We start from the raw sequence: 16,835 nt of genomic DNA on the forward strand, positions 1-16,835 counted from the left end.
GGCAGCCCCCGATGCCCCTGTTCGCCTCCACCGGCCCTCGGCTCGCGAAGCGGCTCGCCGACCTCGCCGTCGCCTCGGCGCTCACCCTCGCGGCCTTGCTCGCCGGCACCGGACGCGCCCCGGCGCAGGAAGCGGAAACCCAGCGCGAACAACCGGTTACCGAGGATCAGTATGCCGCCGTCGTCCGCGCCATCGTCGAAAAACACATTCGCCCCGCCGCCGAACGGCTAAGCCAGGACGCCGAGCTCCTCTCCGCCGACGTTCAGGCGCTCTGCGCCAACCCGACCGAGGACTCCCTCGCCACCACCCGGCGAAGCTTCGAGTCCACCGTCCGCGCCCTGGCGGCCATGGACGGCATCCGGATCGGCCCGCTGGTACAGGACAACCGGTTGGAAAAACTGGCGTTTTGGCCCGATCCGCGCGGCATCGGCCTGAAGCAGGTACAGGCCGTTCTCGTCAAGGCGGACGCTACCGCCGCCGATCCCGCCACGCTCGCCGGCAAGTCGGTGGGCGTTCAGGGACTGACCGCTCTGGAGTTCGTGCTCTACGGAACCGGCGCCGAGGCGCTGCTTCAACCGGCTGACCCGGCCGGCGCCTTCCGGTGCCGCTACGGCGCCGCCATCGCCGCCAATGTCGCCGGCCTTTCCTCAACACTCGTAGAGGGTTGGGAAGGGGAGGGCGCCGACCTCCTGCTCCAACCTGGGCCCCGGAACCCGCAGTTCCGCACCCATGCCGAAGCCGCCGGAGCCCTTTTCTCCGCCATGGCCACGGGCCTGGAGGTGCTCGCCGACCAGAAGCTCCGTACCCCGCTGGGCGACAGCGCGGAGAAGGCCAGGCCCAAGCTCTCCTACTTCTGGCGTAGCAGTCAGACCTTCCCCTCGATCGCGGCGACGCTGGAAGCGATCCAGCACGAGTTCGAGGTGAGCGGAGCCTCCGATCTCCTTGAAAAGCCACAGCTTTGGCTGGCCAACTCGATCGTCTTCGAAGCCGGCAACGCCGCCCGAAAGGCGCAAGGCATCACCCTTCCGCCCGCCGAAGCCTTCAACGATCCAGCGGTCCGCGAACAGGCGAAATACCTCTCCATCGTCGCCTCCAGCCTGAAGCGCTCGATCGGCCGGGAGACGGCGGTCGCCCTCGGCCTGGAACAAAGCTTCAACGCCCTCGACGGGGACTGAACCATGGACCGCCGCGCCTTTCTGCGCCTCTCGGCCGGCACCCTGACCGCCGCTGTCCTCGGACCCCGCCGCCTTCATGCCGCCACCGTCGGCGGCGAAGCGCTCTACGCCTCCTGCGTCAAGCTGCCGAACGACAGCTATGCCGTTGCGATCATGAGCGAATCCGGCGCAATCCAGTTTCTGCGCCCGCTTCCCGACCGCGGCCACGACGTCGCCTTCGACCCCGTCTCCCGCCGCTGCGTCGCCTTCGCCCGCCGGCCGGGCACCTTCGCCGTCGTCGTCGATCTCGACGGGCGGACGGAGCCGGTCGTCCTTTCGGCCGCTCCCGGCCGCCATTTCTACGGCCACGGGGTCTTCACTGCCGACGGATCCATCCTCTACGCCACCGAAAACGACTTCGAAGCGGCGGGCGGGGTGGTCGGCATTTACGACGCAAAGGCGGATTTCCGCCGGATCGGCGAGTTCTCCACCGGCGGCGTCGGCCCTCACGAACTGGTCTGGCTGCCGGACGGCCGCACCCTCGCCGTCGCCAACGGCGGGCTCGACACCCACCCCGATTTCGGCCGCGTCGCCTTGAATTCTGCAGAAATGCAGCCCTCGCTCAGCCTGCTCGAGGCTGAAAGCGGCCGTCTTCTCGCCACCGAGACACTCGACCGCGATCTCGCCGCGCTCTCCATCCGGCATCTCGCGGTCGATGCTGCCGGCGCCGTCTGGTTCGGCTGCCAGTACGAGGGCGATCCCATGGACCTGCCGCCACTCGCCGGCCGGCTCGTTCCGGGCCGGCGGGCGGAACTCTTCTCGCTTCCGGACGAACTCCAAGCCGGCGCCCGCAACTACGTCGGTTCGGTCGCCGCCTCGGCGGACGGCGAGCTCGTCGCCTTCTCCGCGCCCCGCGGCGGCATCGTCTTCGCCTTCGAGGCGCGATCGGCGCGCTTCGCCGGCAAAGTCGAATTCAACGACGGCTGCGGCATCGCCCCCGCTCCGGTCCGGGGGCCGAGCCTGCTCGCGACCTCCGGCACGGGCCGGATCGCAACCGTCGAACGGTCGAGCGGACTGGCGATCACCCCCGTCGGACGGGACGATCTCGCCTTCGACAACCACTTGAATCTGCTGGCCTGATCAGGCCGGTACCTCGTGCCGCCACGGTGGGTTGGCACCGGCCCGCGAACAGGTCACCGCCGCGCAGGTGACGCCGAACGTCAGCGCCTGCGTGAGTTCGTCGGCGGTCAGCCCCGCCAGTTCGTCGGCGTCGATGCGGCCAGCCTCCTTGAGCGCGACCAGCATCGAGCCCTGGAAGGTGTCGCCGGCCCCGATCGTGTCGACCACGTCGACCTTGGGCGCCGCCACCTCGATCCGGCCGGCCTTCGCATGCCACGCGACCACGCCCTTGCCGCCCCGCGTCACGATCACCAGCTTCGCGCCGCCGTCGAGGTAAGCCTTCGCCTTCGGCTCGTAGTCGTCGCCGCCGAAAAGGTAATCGAAATCCACGTCCGACATCCGCACGATGTCCGCCCGCGCTGCGAACTCCGCCATCCGCGCCACATAGCCCGCCTTGTCGCGGACCAGAGTCGGCCGGCAGTTCGGATCGAACGAGATGGTCGCCAGCCCCTTTGCGGCGTCGACCAGTGCCAGATAGGCGGAGGACGACGGCTCGTTGATCAGCGTCGTCGACCCCACATGCACCGCATCGATGGCGGCAAAGGGGATGGTGCCGGGCTGGAAGGACCAGAGCCGGGCGGCGGTCGTCTCGTCATAGAAGGCGTAGTGCGCCTCGCCGTTCACCAGCCTGACGAAGGCGAGGGTGGTTTCCAGGTCCGAGCGGTCGGAATAGCGCAGGTCCACCTTCGAACCGCTCAGGTGATCGGCGATCATGGTCCCGAACAGGTCCCGCGAGATTCCGCCCACGAAGCCCGTCGGTGCGCCGAGCCGCGCCATCGCCACCGCGATGTTGAGGCAGGAACCGCCCACAGCCGGCACGTAGGCGTCGCGGCCGTCGCCGGCTTTCACGGGAACGAAGTCGATCAGCGCATCGCCGCAGGAAAGAAGCATCGCATTTGGCTCGGGTTCGCGGCCCCTGCGCCCATCGCAAAGGCCGCGACCTTGCTACCGACAAATGCATCATCCCGCAACGGCTGCGGCGTTCGGCCGAGCCTCAGCCGCCCGCCTTCTTGGCGTTGGGGAAGAACACCTGCTCGCCGCTCACCTTGAAGTCAGCGATCGCCTTCTGGCCCTCGTCGGAGATCACCCAATCCACGAACGCCTTGCCGGCCTCTGCCTTCACCCTCGGGAACTTGACCGGGTTGACCAGGATGATGCCGTACTGGTTGAGGAGCTTGGTGTCGCCTTCGACGACGATGGTGAGCTCGCCCTTGTTCTGGAACGCCGCCCAGGTGGCCCTGTCAGTCAGCGCGTAGCCGCTCATCCCGGCGGCAATGTTGAGAGTCTGGCCCATGCCCGACCCGGTCTCCCGGTACCAGCCGCCGGACGCTGCCTTCACATCCACCCCGGCCGCCTTCCAGAGCTTCAGCTCCGCCTTGTGCGTGCCGCTGTCGTCGCCGCGCGAGACGAACGGCGCGCCCGCCGCCGCCACCTTGGCCAGCGCCGCCGCGGCGTCCCTGGAGCCGGCGATGCCGGCCGGATCCGCCTTCGGTCCGACCACGACGAAGTCGTTGTACATGACATCGAAGCGCTCGACGCCGTTGCCTTCGGCGACGAACTTTTCCTCGTCGGCCTTGGCGTGCACGAAGAGCACGTCGCCATCGCCGTTGGCGGCGTTCTTGATCGCCTGACCGGTCCCCACCGCCACGACGTCCACCCGGATGCCGGTCTTCTGCTGGAACAGCGGCAGCAGATGGTCGAACAGCCCGGAGTTCGCGGTCGACGTGGTCGACTGCACGATGATCGACTTCTCCTCGGCGAGCGCGCCTGCCAAAGCGCCGATCGTCAGCAGTACGGCGCCCGCGGCGCCGAGGATGGATCTTCTGTTCAGCATGAGTTGGTCTCCTCCTGGGGAATGAGCCGGCCATCGAGGTAGGCTCGCGCCTCGGCCGAATGAGGTGAGAGGAAGAAGTCGGCAGCCGCGGTGTGTTCGCGCACCACGCCGCCGGAGAGAAACACCACGTCGTGCGCCAAGCGCCGGGCCTGGGCCACGTCGTGGGTGACCAGGATGACCTTGACGCCCTGGCTCTCTGCGGATCGGATGAGCGCCTCGACGGCCGCCACCGAGGCGGGATCGAGGCTCGCTGTGGGTTCGTCGAGGAGCAGCACCCCGGGTCCGGTCGCGAGCGCCCGCACGATCGCCAGGCGCTGTTGCTCCCCGCCGGAAAGCACCCGCGCCGGTCGATCCGCCAGCGCACCGAGCCCCGCCGCGTCGAGGAGGCTGCGGGCCTTGCCGCGAGCCTCGGCGACGCCGCGGAGCTTCAACACGAAGGCGACATTGTCGAGCGCACTGCGCCGGAGCAGAACCGGCCGCTGGAACACGAAGGACTGGGTGAGCCGGGTGGCGTCCGTTGGCCGGTCGTCTCCCCACCGGACGGTCCCTCGCGTCGGCAAGAGCAACCCGTTCGCAAGCCGGAGGAAGACGCTTTTTCCGGCGCCGTTGGGCCCGAGCAGGACGGTCAGCCCCGAGGGCGAGAGGGTCATCGACACCTTGTCGAGGATCGTCTTGCCGCCGGCCTCAAAGCCGAGATCGACGGTTTGCAGGCTCCGCTGACACCGGCTGGTCCGGACTTGCGGGGCGCTGGCGAACCGGCCCGGAAAGGGCACGGTCGAGACGATGCTAGCCATGCCCCGCCTCCCGCGTTGCCAGCGACAGTGCGGCGACGGTGGCGTTGACCGCCAGCGCGATCAACAGCAGCACGAACCCGAGGGCGAGGGCGAGGGCGAGATCGCCCTTGGAGGTCTCCAGCGCGATCGACGTCGTCATCACGCGCGTGACGTGGGCGATGTTGCCGCCGACGATGATCACGGCGCCGACCTCCGCGATCGCTCGGCCGAAGCCGGCGAGCGCGACCGTGGCAAGGCCCGACCTGCCGTCGCGCAGCAGGGCGAGGAGCGCTGTCGGCCAGGGCACGACCAGCGTCCGGAACGTGTCGGCGTATTCCCGTGCCAGCGTTTCCACCACCTGCCGCGACAGCGCCGCGACGATCGGGGTGATCAGGACGGCTTGGGCCACGATCATTGCCGAGGGTGTGTAGAGAAGCTGCAGGAACCCGAGCGGTCCGGCGTTCGACAGCATCATGTAGACGAGCAGCCCGACCACGACGGGAGGCAGTCCCATCAGGGCGTTCAGGCAGACGATGACGAACGAACGCCCCCGAAACTGACGAAATCCGATCAGAGCCCCCACCGGAAATCCGATCAGGCACGCGACGAGAAGAGCGGACCCGGTCACCGCAAGGGACAGCCCGACGATGCCCATCAGGGTCGGATCCAGGCCGATCAGCAACTGGCCTGCAAGGACGAAGGCGAGGGTGAAATCTTGCATCGTGTCGATAAGAAAAAAGGCTACGGTCGCGTTCGCGGTGGGCACTGGAGCCGTGAGGCCGCCATAGTGATGGCGTAGCGAGCAGCGTCGGCCTAGCACGATCTTCTGCGCCTACGAGCGCAAAGTTGTCGCATAGTCTCATTGATGGAACCAACGCAAGTAAGCGCAGAAAGGTGCAGGTAGACTTGATGACGGACGGTGTCGTTGTGGTGGGCGGCGGTCACGCCGGAGCAGCCGCGGTGGCGGCTTTGCGACAGGAAGGCTTCGCGGGACCGATCCGACTCGTGACCGCCGAGGCTGACCTGCCGTATCAGAGGCCGCCGCTTTCCAAGGCTTTCCTGAAGGATCAGGGCACCGAACCGCAGTTGATCCGACCTGAGGCCTTCTACGCCGCCCAGGGCGTCGACGTCGAACTCGGGGCAACCGTCACCGGCATCGACCGGATCGACCGCACCGTGACTCTCGCCGACGGACGACGCCTGCGCTACGACGGCCTGACGCTGGCGACCGGAGCCCGGGTCCGAAAGCCGGATGTGGAAGGCGCCGGTCTTGCCGGCATCCACTACCTGCGCACCACGGCAGACGCCCGGGCGTTGCGGGTGGCCCTGGGCCAGGCGACCAGCGTGGTCGTGATCGGCGGCGGCTTTATCGGGCTTGAAGTGGCCGCCACGGCCGCCGCCCTCGGCAAGCGGGTGACGGTCCTGGAGGCCGGCGATCGCCTGATGGGCCGGGCGGTTGCGCCGGAAATCTCAAGGCATATGCTCGAGCGCCACCGCGAGGCCGGCATCGACGTGCGTCTCGCGACGTCGCTCGGTCGCTTCCTCGGCTTTCGCGGGCAGCTGGTGGGCGTCGAGCCAGCGGGATCCACCGCGCCGATCGAGGCCGAACTCGCCCTGGTCGGTATCGGCGTGATCGCCAACAGTGAACTTGCTCAGGCAGCGGGGCTGGCGACGGACGGCGGCATCCTGGTCGACTCGCATATGCGCACCAGTGATCCCACCATCGTCGCCTGCGGGGACGGCGTCGTGTTCGACCACTGGCACGCCGCTCGGCGGGTTCGCATCGAGTCCGTCCAGAACGCGACGGACCAGGCGCGCCACGCCGCAATGGCTCTCCTCGGCAAGCCGGATCCCTATCGCCAGGTGCCCTGGTTCTGGTCCGATCAGGGACCCACGAAGCTTCAGATGGTCGGGTTGTCCCATGGCGCAGACCGGATCGTGCTGCGCGGGCGGGCCGATGACGGTCGCTTCTCCGTCTTTCATTTCCATCGGGAACGCCTCATCGCCATCGACAGCGTCGACCGCCCCGCCGACCACATGGTCGGCCGGCGCCTGCTGGCGGCGGGAACAGTTCTTCGACCGGACCAGGCGGCCGACGAAAGCGTGGACCTGAAGGCGCTGCTTTCCGCCGGTTGACCTGAGCCCGACTGCTACGCCCTTGACGATGTGATCCCACCGAGATACTGCGTGAATCATATCATCTCCATGAGGGGCGTCGGGCGGGATGAAGGTTACGCTGAAGGATGTCGCGGAGGCCGCTGGCGTCAGCATCGCCACGGTCGATCGCGTGCTGAACCGCCGGGAGGGGGTGCGCGGCGCCACCGTCGAACGCGTCGAGGGCGCGATCCGGCGTCTGGGTTACGCCCCGTCCAGCCTGGCCTCCCGCGTCCAGCCGCTGCCCAACCGCTTTCTTTTCATTCTGCCGTCCGGTGACAACCCGTTCTTCGCGGCCCTGGCCGACGCCGTGCACCGGCTGAAGGAATGGCTGCCCTTCGGCGGTTCCACCTACGACGTGGTCGAAGTCGACGTGTTCGACGGCGAGGCGCTGGCCCGCGCGCTCGGCGCGGTGAGCCGCGACGTCTACGCCGGCGTCGCGGCGGTCGCGCTCGACCATCCCGCCGTACGCGAAGCCGTCAACCAGCTCCGCCGCGACGGCCTGGCGTTGGTGACGCTGGTCTCCGACGTGCCGTCTTCCAACCGCGACCGCTACGTCGGCGTCGACAACACCTCCGCCGGGCGTACCGCCGGCACGCTGCTCGGCCGCTTCCTGCCCGACCGCAAGGGCAAGGTCGCGTTGATCGCCGGGTCGCTGGCGCTGCGGGACCATGCCGAGCGGCGCTTCGGCTTCGAACAGGTCATCGCCCAGGATTTTCCGTCCGTGGAGGTCGTCGCCGTCCGGGAGGGGCGGGACGATCCGGCGCGCGTCAAGCTCCTCGCCGAGGAGGTGCTGCGCGCCCATCGCGATCTTGCCGGCCTCTACAATGTCGGCGCCGGCACCCATGGCGTGATCGAGGCGCTGGAGGCTGCGGGCAGGGCCCGCGACGTGGTCTTCATCGCCCACGAACTGACCGAAGAGAACCGGGCCGCCCTGGTCCGCGGCACCATCGACGCCATCATCAACCAGGATGCCGGCCACGAGGCCCGGTCCGCCGCGCGGATCCTCCAGGCGCTCGCCAACGGTTGGCCCATCCTGGACGACCAGGAGCGGATCCGGATCGACATCTTCCTGCGCGACAACGTCCGTTGAACGGGCGCAACGAGAACACAAGGGGAGGAGCCCAGTGAGCACCTATCTCGGGATCGACGTCGGCACCTCGTCCGTCAAGGCGGTGCTGATCGGCGCGGACGAGCACCTGATCGCCAGCGCCACCGTCAAGCTGGAGGTCAGCCGCCCGCACCCTGGCTGGTCGGAGCAGGACCCCGACAGCTGGGTCTCCGCGACCTTCGCCGCCGTGGACGAACTGAAGGCGGGCCACGCCGCCGCGCTCTCCGCCGTCGCCGGCATCGGCCTTTCCGGTCAAATGCACGGCGCCACCCTGCTGGACGCTGCCGACAAGCCGTTGCGCCCGGCGATCCTCTGGAACGACGGCCGCTCCGCCGCCGAATGCGCGGAGCTGGAAGCGGCCTGCCCGAACGCCCGCGCCATCGCCGGCAACATCGCCATGCCCGGCTTCACCGCACCCAAGCTGCTCTGGGTGCGCAAGCACGAGCCGGAGATCTTCGCCAGGATCGCCAAGGTCCTGCTGCCGAAGGACTATGTGCGCCTGCACCTGACCGGCGACCACGCCTCCGACATGTCCGATTCTGCCGGCACCCTGTGGCTCGACGTCGGCCGCCGCGCCTGGTCGGACGAACTTCTGGCTGCGACCGGACTGACCCGCAGTCACATGCCCGAGCTCTTCGAAGGCACCGAGCCGACGGGCCGGCTGAATGCATCGCTCGCCGCCCGCTGGGGCATGGCGACGCCGCCCGTCGTTGCCGGCGGCGGCGGTGACAACGCGGCAAGCGCCGTCGGCATGGGCGCCGTCGGGCCGGGCGTCGCCTTCGCCTCGCTCGGCACCTCCGGCGTGCTCTTCGTGTCCAACGCCCGCTTCTCGCCGAACACGGACGGCGCGGTACACGCCTTCTGCCATGCGGTCCCGGACACCTGGCACCAGATGGGCGTCGTGCTCTCCGCGACGGCGAGCCTGGAGTGGCTATCCGGCGTGCTCGAAGCGCCGGCACCGACGCTCACCAAAGGCCTCGACCCGCAGCCGGACGGACCGTCACCCGTGCTGTTCCTGCCCTACCTCGTCGGTGAGCGGACCCCGCACAACGACGCGGCCGCCCGCGGCGCCTTCGTCGGCCTGTCTCCGGAGACCGACCGCCAGACGCTGACCCAGGCCGTGCTGGAGGGCGTCGCCTATGCCTTCCGCGATTGTCTGCGCGTGCTCAACGACGCAGGAACCGACCTCGACCGCGCCTTCGCCGTCGGTGGCGGCTCCAAGTCGGAGGCCTGGCTCAGGATCCTCGCCGCGGTCCTGAACCGTCCGCTCGACATCACGGCCGAGGGCGACTTCGGCGGTGCCTTCGGGGCTGCCCGCCTTGGCCGCATCGCCGCGACCGGCGACGACCCCTTCGAGACGCTCACACCACCGCCCATCGCCCGCACCATCGAGCCGGATCCAAGGCTCGTCCCCCGATACGCGGAAGGCTACGGCCGATACCGCGCGCTCTACCCGGCCCTCCGGCAAGCCTTCAAGAATGGAGAATGACATGAACGCCCCCTTCTTCCCCAATCCGACGCCAGTCGCCTACGAAGGGCCTGAGAGCAAGAACCCGCTGGCCTTCCGCTACTACGACAAGAATCGGGTGGTGCTGGGCAAGACCATGCAGGAGCACATGCGCTTCGCGGTCTGTTATTGGCACTCGTTCACCTGGCCGGGCGGCGATCCCTTCGGCGGCGAGACGTTCGAGCGGCCGTGGATGCACGGCTCCGACCCGATGGAGCTCGCCCGGCAGAAGGCCGACGTCGCCTTCGATCTCTTCAAGATCCTGGACGTGCCCTTCTACACCTTCCACGACCGCGACATTGCGCCGGAGGGCTCCTCCCTCGCCGAGTCCAACCGCAATGTCCGTGCGATCGCGGAGATCTTCGCCCGCAAGCAGGAAGAGACCGGCCTGAAGCTCCTGTGGGGCACCGCCAACCTCTTCTCCAACCGGCGCTTCATGGCCGGCGCCGCCACCAATCCCGATCCGGACGTGTTCGCCTATGCCGCCGGGCAGGTGAAGAATGCGCTCGACGTGACGCGGGAACTCGGCGGCGAGAACTATGTCCTGTGGGGCGGCCGCGAGGGCTATGAGACGCTTCTCAACACGAACCTGAAGAGCGAGATCGAGCAGGCCGGCCGCTTCCTGTCCATGGTCGTGGACTACAAGCACCGCACCGGCTTCAAGGGCGCGATCCTGATCGAGCCCAAGCCGAAGGAGCCGACCAAGCACCAGTACGACTTCGACGTCCAGACCGTCTACGGCTTCCTGAAGGCCTTCGGCCTGGAGAAGGAGGTGCAGGTCAACATCGAGCAGAACCACGCCATCCTCGCCGGCCACTCCTTCGAGCACGAGCTCGCCATGGCTTCCGCGCTCGGCATCTTCGGCTCGGTGGACCTCAACCGCGGCGACGACCGCCTGGGCTGGGACACCGACCAGTTCGGCATGAACGTCGCGGAACTGACCCTCGCCATGCTGGAGATCATCAAGGCGGGCGGCTTCACCACCGGCGGCTTCAACTTCGACGCGAAGATCCGCCGCCAGAGCCTCGATCCGGATGACCTGATCGTCGCCCACGTCGGCTCGATGGACGCCGTCGCCCGCGCGCTGCTGAACGCCGAAGCCGCCATCAAGGACGGCACCGTCGACAGCTTCGTGAAGGACCGCTACGCCGGCTGGCGCACCCCGTTCGGGCAGTCGATCCTCAAGGGCGAGAAGACCCTGGAAGACATGGCCGCCTACGTGGAAGGCGGCGACATCAATCCCCAGCCCAAGAGCGGCCGCCAGGAATACCTGGAGACCGTGCTCAACCGCTTCCTCTGATCGCGAAAAAACCCTCCCCGGGCGACCGGGGAGGGCTGCACTTCGGTTCGGCGAAGGCGACCGGCTCAGGCAGCGCGGCGGCGCTCATGCCGTCCTTCGCCGATCTCCTCGACGATCTTCCTCACGAAGGCGTCGATGTCGTCCGGCTTGCGGCTGGTGATGATCCCCTCGTCGGTCACCACCTCCTGGTCCACCCAGTCGCCGCCGGCGTTCTTCACGTCGGTCTTTATCGAGTGGTACGACGTGACCTTGCGACCCCGCACCGCATCGGCTTCCACCAGCAACCACGGTCCGTGGCAGATCGCAGCCACCACCTTGCCGCTGTCGACGAAGCGGCGGACGAGGTTCACCGCGGCTTCCTCGGCGCGCAGCAGGTCCGGATTGATCTGCCCGCCCGGCAACAGGAGGGCGTCGTAGTCGTCGACGGATACCGAGCCGAGAGTCTTGTCGACCGGCACGCTCTGCCCCCAATCCTTCTGGTCCCAGCCGCGGATCTTGCCGGGTTCGCGCGTCTTCTCCGGCGAAGCCACGTGAACGGTGGCGCCCTGGGCGCGCAGCTGCTCCAGCGGCTTCATCAGCTCCGACTGCTCGAAGCCATCCGTGGCAAGGATCAGGATCTTGGCTTGATTAATGGCGGTCATGAATTCGGTCCTTGAAGCTCGTGCCCCCCAAGAGCTTCAACGCATCCCGGCGCTGACCGTTTACAGTGTTCACTGATTAGTGAATCGAAATGACCTCGGTCGGCTGGGCCGGACCCCGGGGTGGCTCTAGAGCCCCAGCATTTCCGCAATTTCCGCCGCCGCGACGCTCGGGCTGAGCGTGCCGTCCGCCACCCGGGCCTGGCGGTCGTCCAGTGCGGTGCGGATCGCGGGATCGCGCACCAGCCGCTCGTGGAAACGCTCGTTGATCATCTCGCGCATCCAGTGGACCTGCTGTTCCCGGCGCTTGGCCTGGAAGCGGCCGTTGGCGGACATCACCGAACGATGCCGCTCGATCTCCGACCAGAGCTTGTCGAGCCCTTCGTTAGCGAGGCCCGAAACGGTGAGCACCGGCGGCGACCAGTCCGGCGACGCGGGCGCCAGGATGTGCAGCGCGGCCCGGTATTCCGTTGCCGCGGCGCGCGCCCGGATTGCGGCCTCGCCCTCCGCCTTGTTGACGGCGATCAGGTCGGCCAGCTCGATGATGCCCTTCTTGATGCCCTGGAGCTCGTCGCCGGCTCCCGGCAGCATCAGCACCAGGAACACGTCCACCATGTCCGCGACGGCGGTCTCCGACTGCCCGACGCCGACGGTCTCCACCAGGATCACGTCGAAGCCGGCCGCCTCGCAGAGGAGCATCGTCTCGCGCGTCTTGGCGGCGACCCCGCCCAATGTGCCGGCGGAAGGGGAGGGGCGAACATAGGCGTTCGGATCTACGGCGAGCCGTGCCATCCGCGTCTTGTCGCCGAGGATCGAGCCGCCGGTGCGCGTCGAGGACGGATCGACCGCCAGCACTGCCACTTTGTGGCCGGCGGCTGTCAGGTTGGAGCCGAGCTGGTCGATGGTCGTGGACTTGCCGACGCCGGGCACCCCCGTGATGCCGACGCGGAAGGCACGGCCCGTCTGCGGCAGGACGGCCTGGAGCAGGGCGCGCGCGGCTTCCTGATGGGCCGGCTTGCGGCTCTCCACCAGCGTGATGGCGCGCGCCAGCAACGACCGGTCGCCGGCGAGCACACCGGCGGTCAACCGCGCGACGTCGGGCGTGGCCGGCGCCGCGTTCATGATGCCGCCGGGTTGAAGCCGGGTGTCCAGATGATCCGCTCCAAGGTGGCGTTCCGCATCGCGTCCGTCGGCGAGGCGCTGAAACCCGAGGTGGAGAACACCAGCGACACGTTGGGCGCGACGGGCGACGTGCAGATCGGCATGCCGAACCAGTTCCCGCTGCCCAGCCGGCAGGCGGACGGATCCACCTGCGCTTCGGCGAAGCTCATGCCGATCCGCTCGCCGGCCGGGCCGCGCAACTGCGTGGATACGCCGTGCACGCTTCCGATCGCACCGTCCGGTCCTGGCAGCACCTGCACCACCTGCAGACCGTCACGGAAGAGGGCGATGGCGGCCTGTGTATCGGTTTCCGTCGCCATCGTGATGGCCGAAGCGTCGAAGCCGGGCAGAGCCTCCTCGATCGCAGCCTCCGAGAAAGGCGTCCCTTGCGGCAGGCCGCTCACGCCGCCGGCGGTGATCGCCAGGATGTCGACCGACTGGGTCGTCGCAGTGGCGCTGCCGAAGTCGGAATCGATCCCGGACGAACAGCCGCCCAAGGAGGCGACGAGAACAGCCGAGAGGCAGAGACGCTTCGTGATCATGAAAAAGCCATAGCATGACTGGACCCGGCCGCAAACGCGGCGCAGGCGCGACCGCTGGCCTCGCCCGCCGGTCAGCCGGCGAGCGCGTCGAGGACACGCGCCCAGGAGCGGATGCCCTTGTGGAAGCTGGTCATCTCGTACTTCTCGTTGGGCGAGTGGATGCGGTCGTCGGCGAGTCCGAAGCCGACCATCAGGCTGTCCATGCCGAGCAGCGTCTTGAAGTGCCCGACCACGGGGATCGATCCTCCGGACCCAACGACCGCCGCGGGCCGGCCCCATTCCTCCTCCAGCGCGGCCCGCCCCTTGTTCAGCGCCGGGCTGTCGAAGGCAAGCCGCAGGGCAGGGCTGCCGCCGTGCGGGTGGAAGGACACGGCCGCTCCCTTCGGCAGGCGCTCGGTGACGAACTGCCGGAAGCTCGCGCGGATCTTGTCCGGATCCTGGTCGCCGACGAGGCGGAACGACACCTTGGCGCGCGCTTTGGCCGGCAGCACGGTCTTGAAGCCGTCGCCCGTGTAGCCGCCATCGATGCCGTTCACCTCGGCGGTCGGCCGCGACCAGATCTTCTCCAGCACGGTGCGGTCGACTTCGCCGGCGGGTGCCGACAGCCCGACCGCGCCGAGGAAGGCGTCACCGTCGAACCCGAGTGAAGCCCAGTTGGCGGCGATCTCAGCCGGGATCTCCGGCACGCCGTCGTAGAAGCCCGGCAGAGTCACGCGGCCGCTGTCGTCGTGAAGTCCGGCGAGAACCCGCGCGAGCACGTGGATGGGATTGAGCGCCGCTCCGCCGAACATGCCGGAGTGGAGGTCCTGGTTGGCGCCGGTGATCGTCACCTCCTCGCCGACAAGGCCGCGCAGCATGGTGGTGATCGCCGGCGTGTCGCGGTCCCACATGTTGGTGTCGCAGACGAGCGCGACGTCGAGCGACAGCTCCTTCGCATTCGCCAGGAGGAACGGCACCAGCGACGGCGAGCCGCTCTCCTCCTCGCCCTCCGACAGGATCGTCACGTTGATCGGAAGCCCGCCGGTTTCCGCCACCATCGCGCGGCAGGCTTCCACGAAGGTCATCAGCTGGCCCTTGTCGTCGGCAGACCCTCGCGCGACGATCCGCTCCGATCCGTCCGGCTGCCGGGCGACGCGCGGCTCGAACGGCGGCGTTTCCCAGAGCGAGATCGGATCCACCGGCTGGACGTCGTAGTGGGCGTAGAAAAGCACGTGCGGCTTGTCGGGGCCGGCCTTGGTCCAATGCGCGACCACCATCGGATGGCCTTCGGTCGGCCGCGCCGACGCATCGAAGCCGATCCCGCTCAGCTCCTTCACCAGCCAGTCCGCCGCCTCTGCGCACGCCGGCTTGTAGGCCGGATCGGTCGAGATCGAAGGAATCCGCAGGAACGCGAACAGGCGTTCAAGGCTGGCCGGAAGGTCCGCATCGATGCGGTCGAGCACGCGAATATCAGTCATGAAACGATCCTGGAGCAGACGCCGCGATCCGGCTCGCCACGACGAGCCCGCTTGAGATCCACGGCTTTGAAAGGAAGGGCGGGCCCGTCGGCGACAGGCGGGCAGTCTGGACTACCGGTGACAGTCTCGATCAGCGTTTCAGGATGCTCCCGAGCACGCCGCGGACGATAGCCGAGCCGATCTGTCGCCCGACGGAGCTCGACACCGACCGCACCACCGACTTCACCGCCGCTTCGACAACGGTCTGTCGGCCGCTGGACGATCCGCGCGCGGCCCGCTCCTCGTCGGCCTCGCGGCGGCGGCGCTCGGCCGGGCTCTCGTACTCGTCGAGCCGCGGCCGCCCTGCCGGCGTCGGATCGTAGCCGGGATCCGGCTGCGGTTCTGGTTCGGAGCGGGAGGACGGGCCCCAGCCGAAATCCGGGAGCTGGAAGCCGGACGAGGTTCTGCGGGGAGCAGTGGCGGAGGGCGCGCTCGGTCGGCTCGGACGGCGCCCTTCGGCGCGTGCCTTCAGCATCTCGAACGCCGACTCGCGATCCTGGAGCGCGTCGTAGACCCCGGAGAGCGGGCTCGCGTCGAGCACCTGCGCACGCTCGTCCGGAGTCAGCGGCCCGAGGCGGGAGGAGGGCGGGCGCACCAGGGTGCGTTCCACGATCGACGGCACGCCCTTTTCGGCCAGCGTCGAAACCAGCGCCTCGCCGACGCCGAGCTGGGTGATCACCTCGAAAGTGTCGAAGGCCGGGTTGGGGCGGAACGTCTCCGCGGCGACGCGGACGGCCTTCTGCTCGCGCGGGGTATAGGCGCGCAGCGCGTGCTGCACCCGGTTGCCCAACTGGGCGAGCACGCTTTCCGGAACGTCGAGCGGGTTCTGCGTGACGAAATAGATGCCGACGCCCTTCGATCGGATCAGCTTGACGACCTGCTCCACCTTCTCCAGCAACGCCTTCGGCGCTTCGTCGAACAGCAGGTGCGCTTCGTCGAAGAAGAAGACGAGCTTCGGCTTGTCGGGGTCGCCGACCTCCGGCAGTTCCTCGAACAGCTCGGAGAGGAGCCAGAGCAGGAACGTCGCGTAGAGCCGCGGCGTCTGCATCAGCTTGTCGGCCGCCAGAACGTTGACCGCGCCGCGTCCGTCGCCCGTGGTGCGCATGATGTCTCGGATGTCGAGGGCCGGCTCGCCGAAGAAGTTCTCGCCGCCCTGCTGCTCCAACACGAGCAACTGCCGCTGGATCGCCCCGATCGTCGCCTTGGCGACGTTGCCGTAGTGGGCCGAAACCGCATCCGCGTTGTCGCTGAGGTAGGTCAGCAGCGACCGCAAGTCCTTGAGATCGATGAGCAGCAGCCCCTCGTCGTCGGCCACCTTGAAGGCGATGTTGAGGACACCTTCCTGCGTGTCGTTGAGCTGCAGGAGTCGCGACAGCAGCAGCGGCCCCATCTCGGTCACGGTGGCCCGGATCGGATGCCCTTGTTCGCCGAACAGATCCCAGAAGATCACCGGCGCCGCGGCATACTGGTACTCCTCCAGGAACCCGATCTCCTGCGCCCGCTTGACCAGGAAGTCCTTCTCGTCGCCTGCCGACGCCAGACCCGACAGATCGCCCTTCACGTCGGCGCAGAACACCGGCACCCCGGCGTCGGAAAGGCTTTGGGCCAGGATCTGCAGCGTCACGGTCTTGCCGGTGCCTGTTGCCCCGGTAACGATCCCGTGCCGGTTGGCGTATTTGAGGGTGAGATACTCGGGTTTCGTGCTGGTCCCGATGTAGACCTTGTCGGCTGCGAGCATCATCAACTCCTTCGCGCGCGACGCGCTCCCGAAACTCTCGTCAGGGGAATGTATAGGGTTCCTCTTCCCTCCGCTCAACGAGATGATGGCCACTTTCCATCAGCGAAAGTGAGGGTCTCCTGCCGGATGCGACAGCCCGCGGCGCGTTTCCATGTTAACAGCCCGCCGAAAAGCCAAGCCATCGTTGAACACTTCCGTACGATTGCTACTATTGCGATGCGTTCGGCGCGCTGGAACGCCGACAGGGG

The 16,835-nt window shown here is 68.2% G+C and carries 15 protein-coding genes; 6 read left to right on the plus strand and 9 right to left on the minus strand.

Features of this window, described 5'->3' with window-relative positions:
* Nucleotides 1-11: 11 nt before the first annotated feature.
* The gene (locus HZ321_RS20535; protein ID WP_181704283.1) at nucleotides 12-1,175 is read left to right on the plus strand and encodes an imelysin family protein; all 1,164 of its coding nucleotides are present in this window, start codon (nucleotides 12-14) and stop codon (nucleotides 1,173-1,175) included.
* A 3-nt stretch (nucleotides 1,176-1,178) separates the two neighbouring features.
* The gene (locus HZ321_RS20540) at nucleotides 1,179-2,294 is read left to right on the plus strand and encodes a DUF1513 domain-containing protein (protein WP_181704284.1); all 1,116 of its coding nucleotides are present in this window, start codon (nucleotides 1,179-1,181) and stop codon (nucleotides 2,292-2,294) included.
* Here the strand turns inward: HZ321_RS20540 and HZ321_RS20545 are convergent, their stop codons facing one another.
* From HZ321_RS20545 to HZ321_RS20560, 4 genes are all read right to left on the minus strand, one after another.
* Nucleotides 2,295-3,224: a carbohydrate kinase family protein gene (locus HZ321_RS20545; protein WP_181704285.1), complete on the minus strand. Its 930-nt coding sequence runs from the start codon at nucleotides 3,222-3,224 to the stop codon at nucleotides 2,295-2,297.
* Between the two features lie 103 nt (nucleotides 3,225-3,327).
* Nucleotides 3,328-4,167, minus strand: a complete 840-nt coding sequence (locus tag HZ321_RS20550; RefSeq protein WP_181704286.1) for an ABC transporter substrate-binding protein — start codon at nucleotides 4,165-4,167, stop codon at nucleotides 3,328-3,330.
* Nucleotides 4,161-4,961, minus strand: coding sequence for an ATP-binding cassette domain-containing protein (locus HZ321_RS20555; protein WP_181704287.1), 801 nt, complete (start codon nucleotides 4,959-4,961; stop codon nucleotides 4,161-4,163). The genes HZ321_RS20550 and HZ321_RS20555 overlap by 7 nt, the downstream gene beginning before the upstream one ends.
* Complete coding sequence (locus HZ321_RS20560; protein ID WP_181704288.1) at nucleotides 4,954-5,661, minus strand: ABC transporter permease; 708 nt, start codon at nucleotides 5,659-5,661, stop codon at nucleotides 4,954-4,956. The genes HZ321_RS20555 and HZ321_RS20560 overlap by 8 nt, the downstream gene beginning before the upstream one ends.
* Nucleotides 5,662-5,849: 188 nt before the next feature.
* On the opposite strand from HZ321_RS20560, the gene HZ321_RS20565 reads away from it, so the two are divergent.
* The 4 genes from HZ321_RS20565 (at nucleotide 5,850) to xylA (ending at nucleotide 11,012) form a co-directional block, all read left to right on the plus strand.
* The gene (locus tag HZ321_RS20565; RefSeq protein ID WP_181704289.1) at nucleotides 5,850-7,076 is read left to right on the plus strand and encodes an NAD(P)/FAD-dependent oxidoreductase; all 1,227 of its coding nucleotides are present in this window, start codon (nucleotides 5,850-5,852) and stop codon (nucleotides 7,074-7,076) included.
* An 88-nt stretch (nucleotides 7,077-7,164) separates the two neighbouring features.
* Nucleotides 7,165-8,187 carry a LacI family DNA-binding transcriptional regulator gene (locus tag HZ321_RS20570; RefSeq protein WP_181704290.1) on the plus strand — a complete coding sequence of 341 codons (1,023 nt, stop codon included), beginning with the start codon at nucleotides 7,165-7,167 and terminating at the stop codon, nucleotides 8,185-8,187.
* 34 nt (nucleotides 8,188-8,221) lie between these two features.
* Nucleotides 8,222-9,694, plus strand: coding sequence for a xylulokinase (xylB, locus tag HZ321_RS20575; protein WP_181704355.1), 1,473 nt, complete (start codon nucleotides 8,222-8,224; stop codon nucleotides 9,692-9,694).
* A gap of 1 nt (nucleotide 9,695) precedes the next feature.
* Nucleotides 9,696-11,012 carry a xylose isomerase gene (gene xylA / locus HZ321_RS20580; RefSeq protein ID WP_181704291.1) on the plus strand — a complete coding sequence of 439 codons (1,317 nt, stop codon included), beginning with the start codon at nucleotides 9,696-9,698 and terminating at the stop codon, nucleotides 11,010-11,012.
* A 65-nt stretch (nucleotides 11,013-11,077) separates the two neighbouring features.
* Here xylA and HZ321_RS20585 read toward each other — a convergent pair whose 3' ends face one another.
* The 5 genes from HZ321_RS20585 to HZ321_RS20605 all read right to left on the minus strand — a co-directional run bounded on the left by HZ321_RS20585 (nucleotide 11,078) and on the right by HZ321_RS20605 (nucleotide 16,587).
* Entirely contained in the window at nucleotides 11,078-11,653 is a 576-nt protein-coding gene (locus HZ321_RS20585; RefSeq protein ID WP_181704292.1) for a type 1 glutamine amidotransferase domain-containing protein, read from the minus strand.
* A gap of 126 nt (nucleotides 11,654-11,779) precedes the next feature.
* Entirely contained in the window at nucleotides 11,780-12,772 is a 993-nt protein-coding gene (meaB, locus tag HZ321_RS20590) for a methylmalonyl Co-A mutase-associated GTPase MeaB (protein WP_181704293.1), read from the minus strand.
* On the minus strand, nucleotides 12,769-13,353 hold the full coding sequence (locus HZ321_RS20595; RefSeq protein ID WP_181704294.1) for a DUF1131 family protein: 585 nt from the start codon (nucleotides 13,351-13,353) through the stop codon (nucleotides 12,769-12,771). Before HZ321_RS20595 ends, meaB begins: the two co-directional genes overlap by 4 nt.
* 71 nt (nucleotides 13,354-13,424) lie before the next feature.
* Entirely contained in the window at nucleotides 13,425-14,810 is a 1,386-nt protein-coding gene (locus HZ321_RS20600) for a M20/M25/M40 family metallo-hydrolase (protein WP_181704295.1), read from the minus strand.
* A gap of 130 nt (nucleotides 14,811-14,940) precedes the next feature.
* Complete coding sequence (locus tag HZ321_RS20605; protein WP_181704348.1) at nucleotides 14,941-16,587, minus strand: helicase HerA-like domain-containing protein; 1,647 nt, start codon at nucleotides 16,585-16,587, stop codon at nucleotides 14,941-14,943.
* Between the last annotated feature and the right edge of the window lie 248 nt (nucleotides 16,588-16,835).

The sequence above is a fragment of the Chthonobacter albigriseus genome (genome assembly GCF_013839445.1).
GTDB lineage: Bacteria > Pseudomonadota > Alphaproteobacteria > Rhizobiales > Pleomorphomonadaceae > Chthonobacter > Chthonobacter albigriseus.

Bases quoted from the DNA above. Each gene is read 5' to 3' on its own strand.
- HZ321_RS20540 (WP_181704284.1), top strand. From the start codon at position 1,179: ATGGACCGCCGCGCCTTTCTGCGCCTCTCGGCCGGCACCCTGACCGCC.
- meaB (WP_181704293.1), bottom strand. From the start codon at position 12,772: ATGAACGCGGCGCCGGCCACGCCCGACGTCGCGCGGTTGACCGCCGGT.
- HZ321_RS20595 (WP_181704294.1), bottom strand. From the start codon at position 13,353: ATGATCACGAAGCGTCTCTGCCTCTCGGCTGTTCTCGTCGCCTCCTTG.
- HZ321_RS20585 (WP_181704292.1), bottom strand. From the start codon at position 11,653: ATGACCGCCATTAATCAAGCCAAGATCCTGATCCTTGCCACGGATGGC.
- HZ321_RS20535 (WP_181704283.1), top strand. From the start codon at position 12: ATGCCCCTGTTCGCCTCCACCGGCCCTCGGCTCGCGAAGCGGCTCGCC.
- HZ321_RS20605 (WP_181704348.1), bottom strand. From the start codon at position 16,587: ATGCTCGCAGCCGACAAGGTCTACATCGGGACCAGCACGAAACCCGAG.
- HZ321_RS20555 (WP_181704287.1), bottom strand. From the start codon at position 4,961: ATGGCTAGCATCGTCTCGACCGTGCCCTTTCCGGGCCGGTTCGCCAGC.
- HZ321_RS20600 (WP_181704295.1), bottom strand. From the start codon at position 14,810: ATGACTGATATTCGCGTGCTCGACCGCATCGATGCGGACCTTCCGGCC.
- HZ321_RS20565 (WP_181704289.1), top strand. From the start codon at position 5,850: ATGACGGACGGTGTCGTTGTGGTGGGCGGCGGTCACGCCGGAGCAGCC.
- HZ321_RS20560 (WP_181704288.1), bottom strand. From the start codon at position 5,661: ATGCAAGATTTCACCCTCGCCTTCGTCCTTGCAGGCCAGTTGCTGATC.
- HZ321_RS20570 (WP_181704290.1), top strand. From the start codon at position 7,165: ATGAAGGTTACGCTGAAGGATGTCGCGGAGGCCGCTGGCGTCAGCATC.
- HZ321_RS20550 (WP_181704286.1), bottom strand. From the start codon at position 4,167: ATGCTGAACAGAAGATCCATCCTCGGCGCCGCGGGCGCCGTACTGCTG.
- HZ321_RS20545 (WP_181704285.1), bottom strand. From the start codon at position 3,224: ATGCTTCTTTCCTGCGGCGATGCGCTGATCGACTTCGTTCCCGTGAAA.
- xylA (WP_181704291.1), top strand. From the start codon at position 9,696: ATGAACGCCCCCTTCTTCCCCAATCCGACGCCAGTCGCCTACGAAGGG.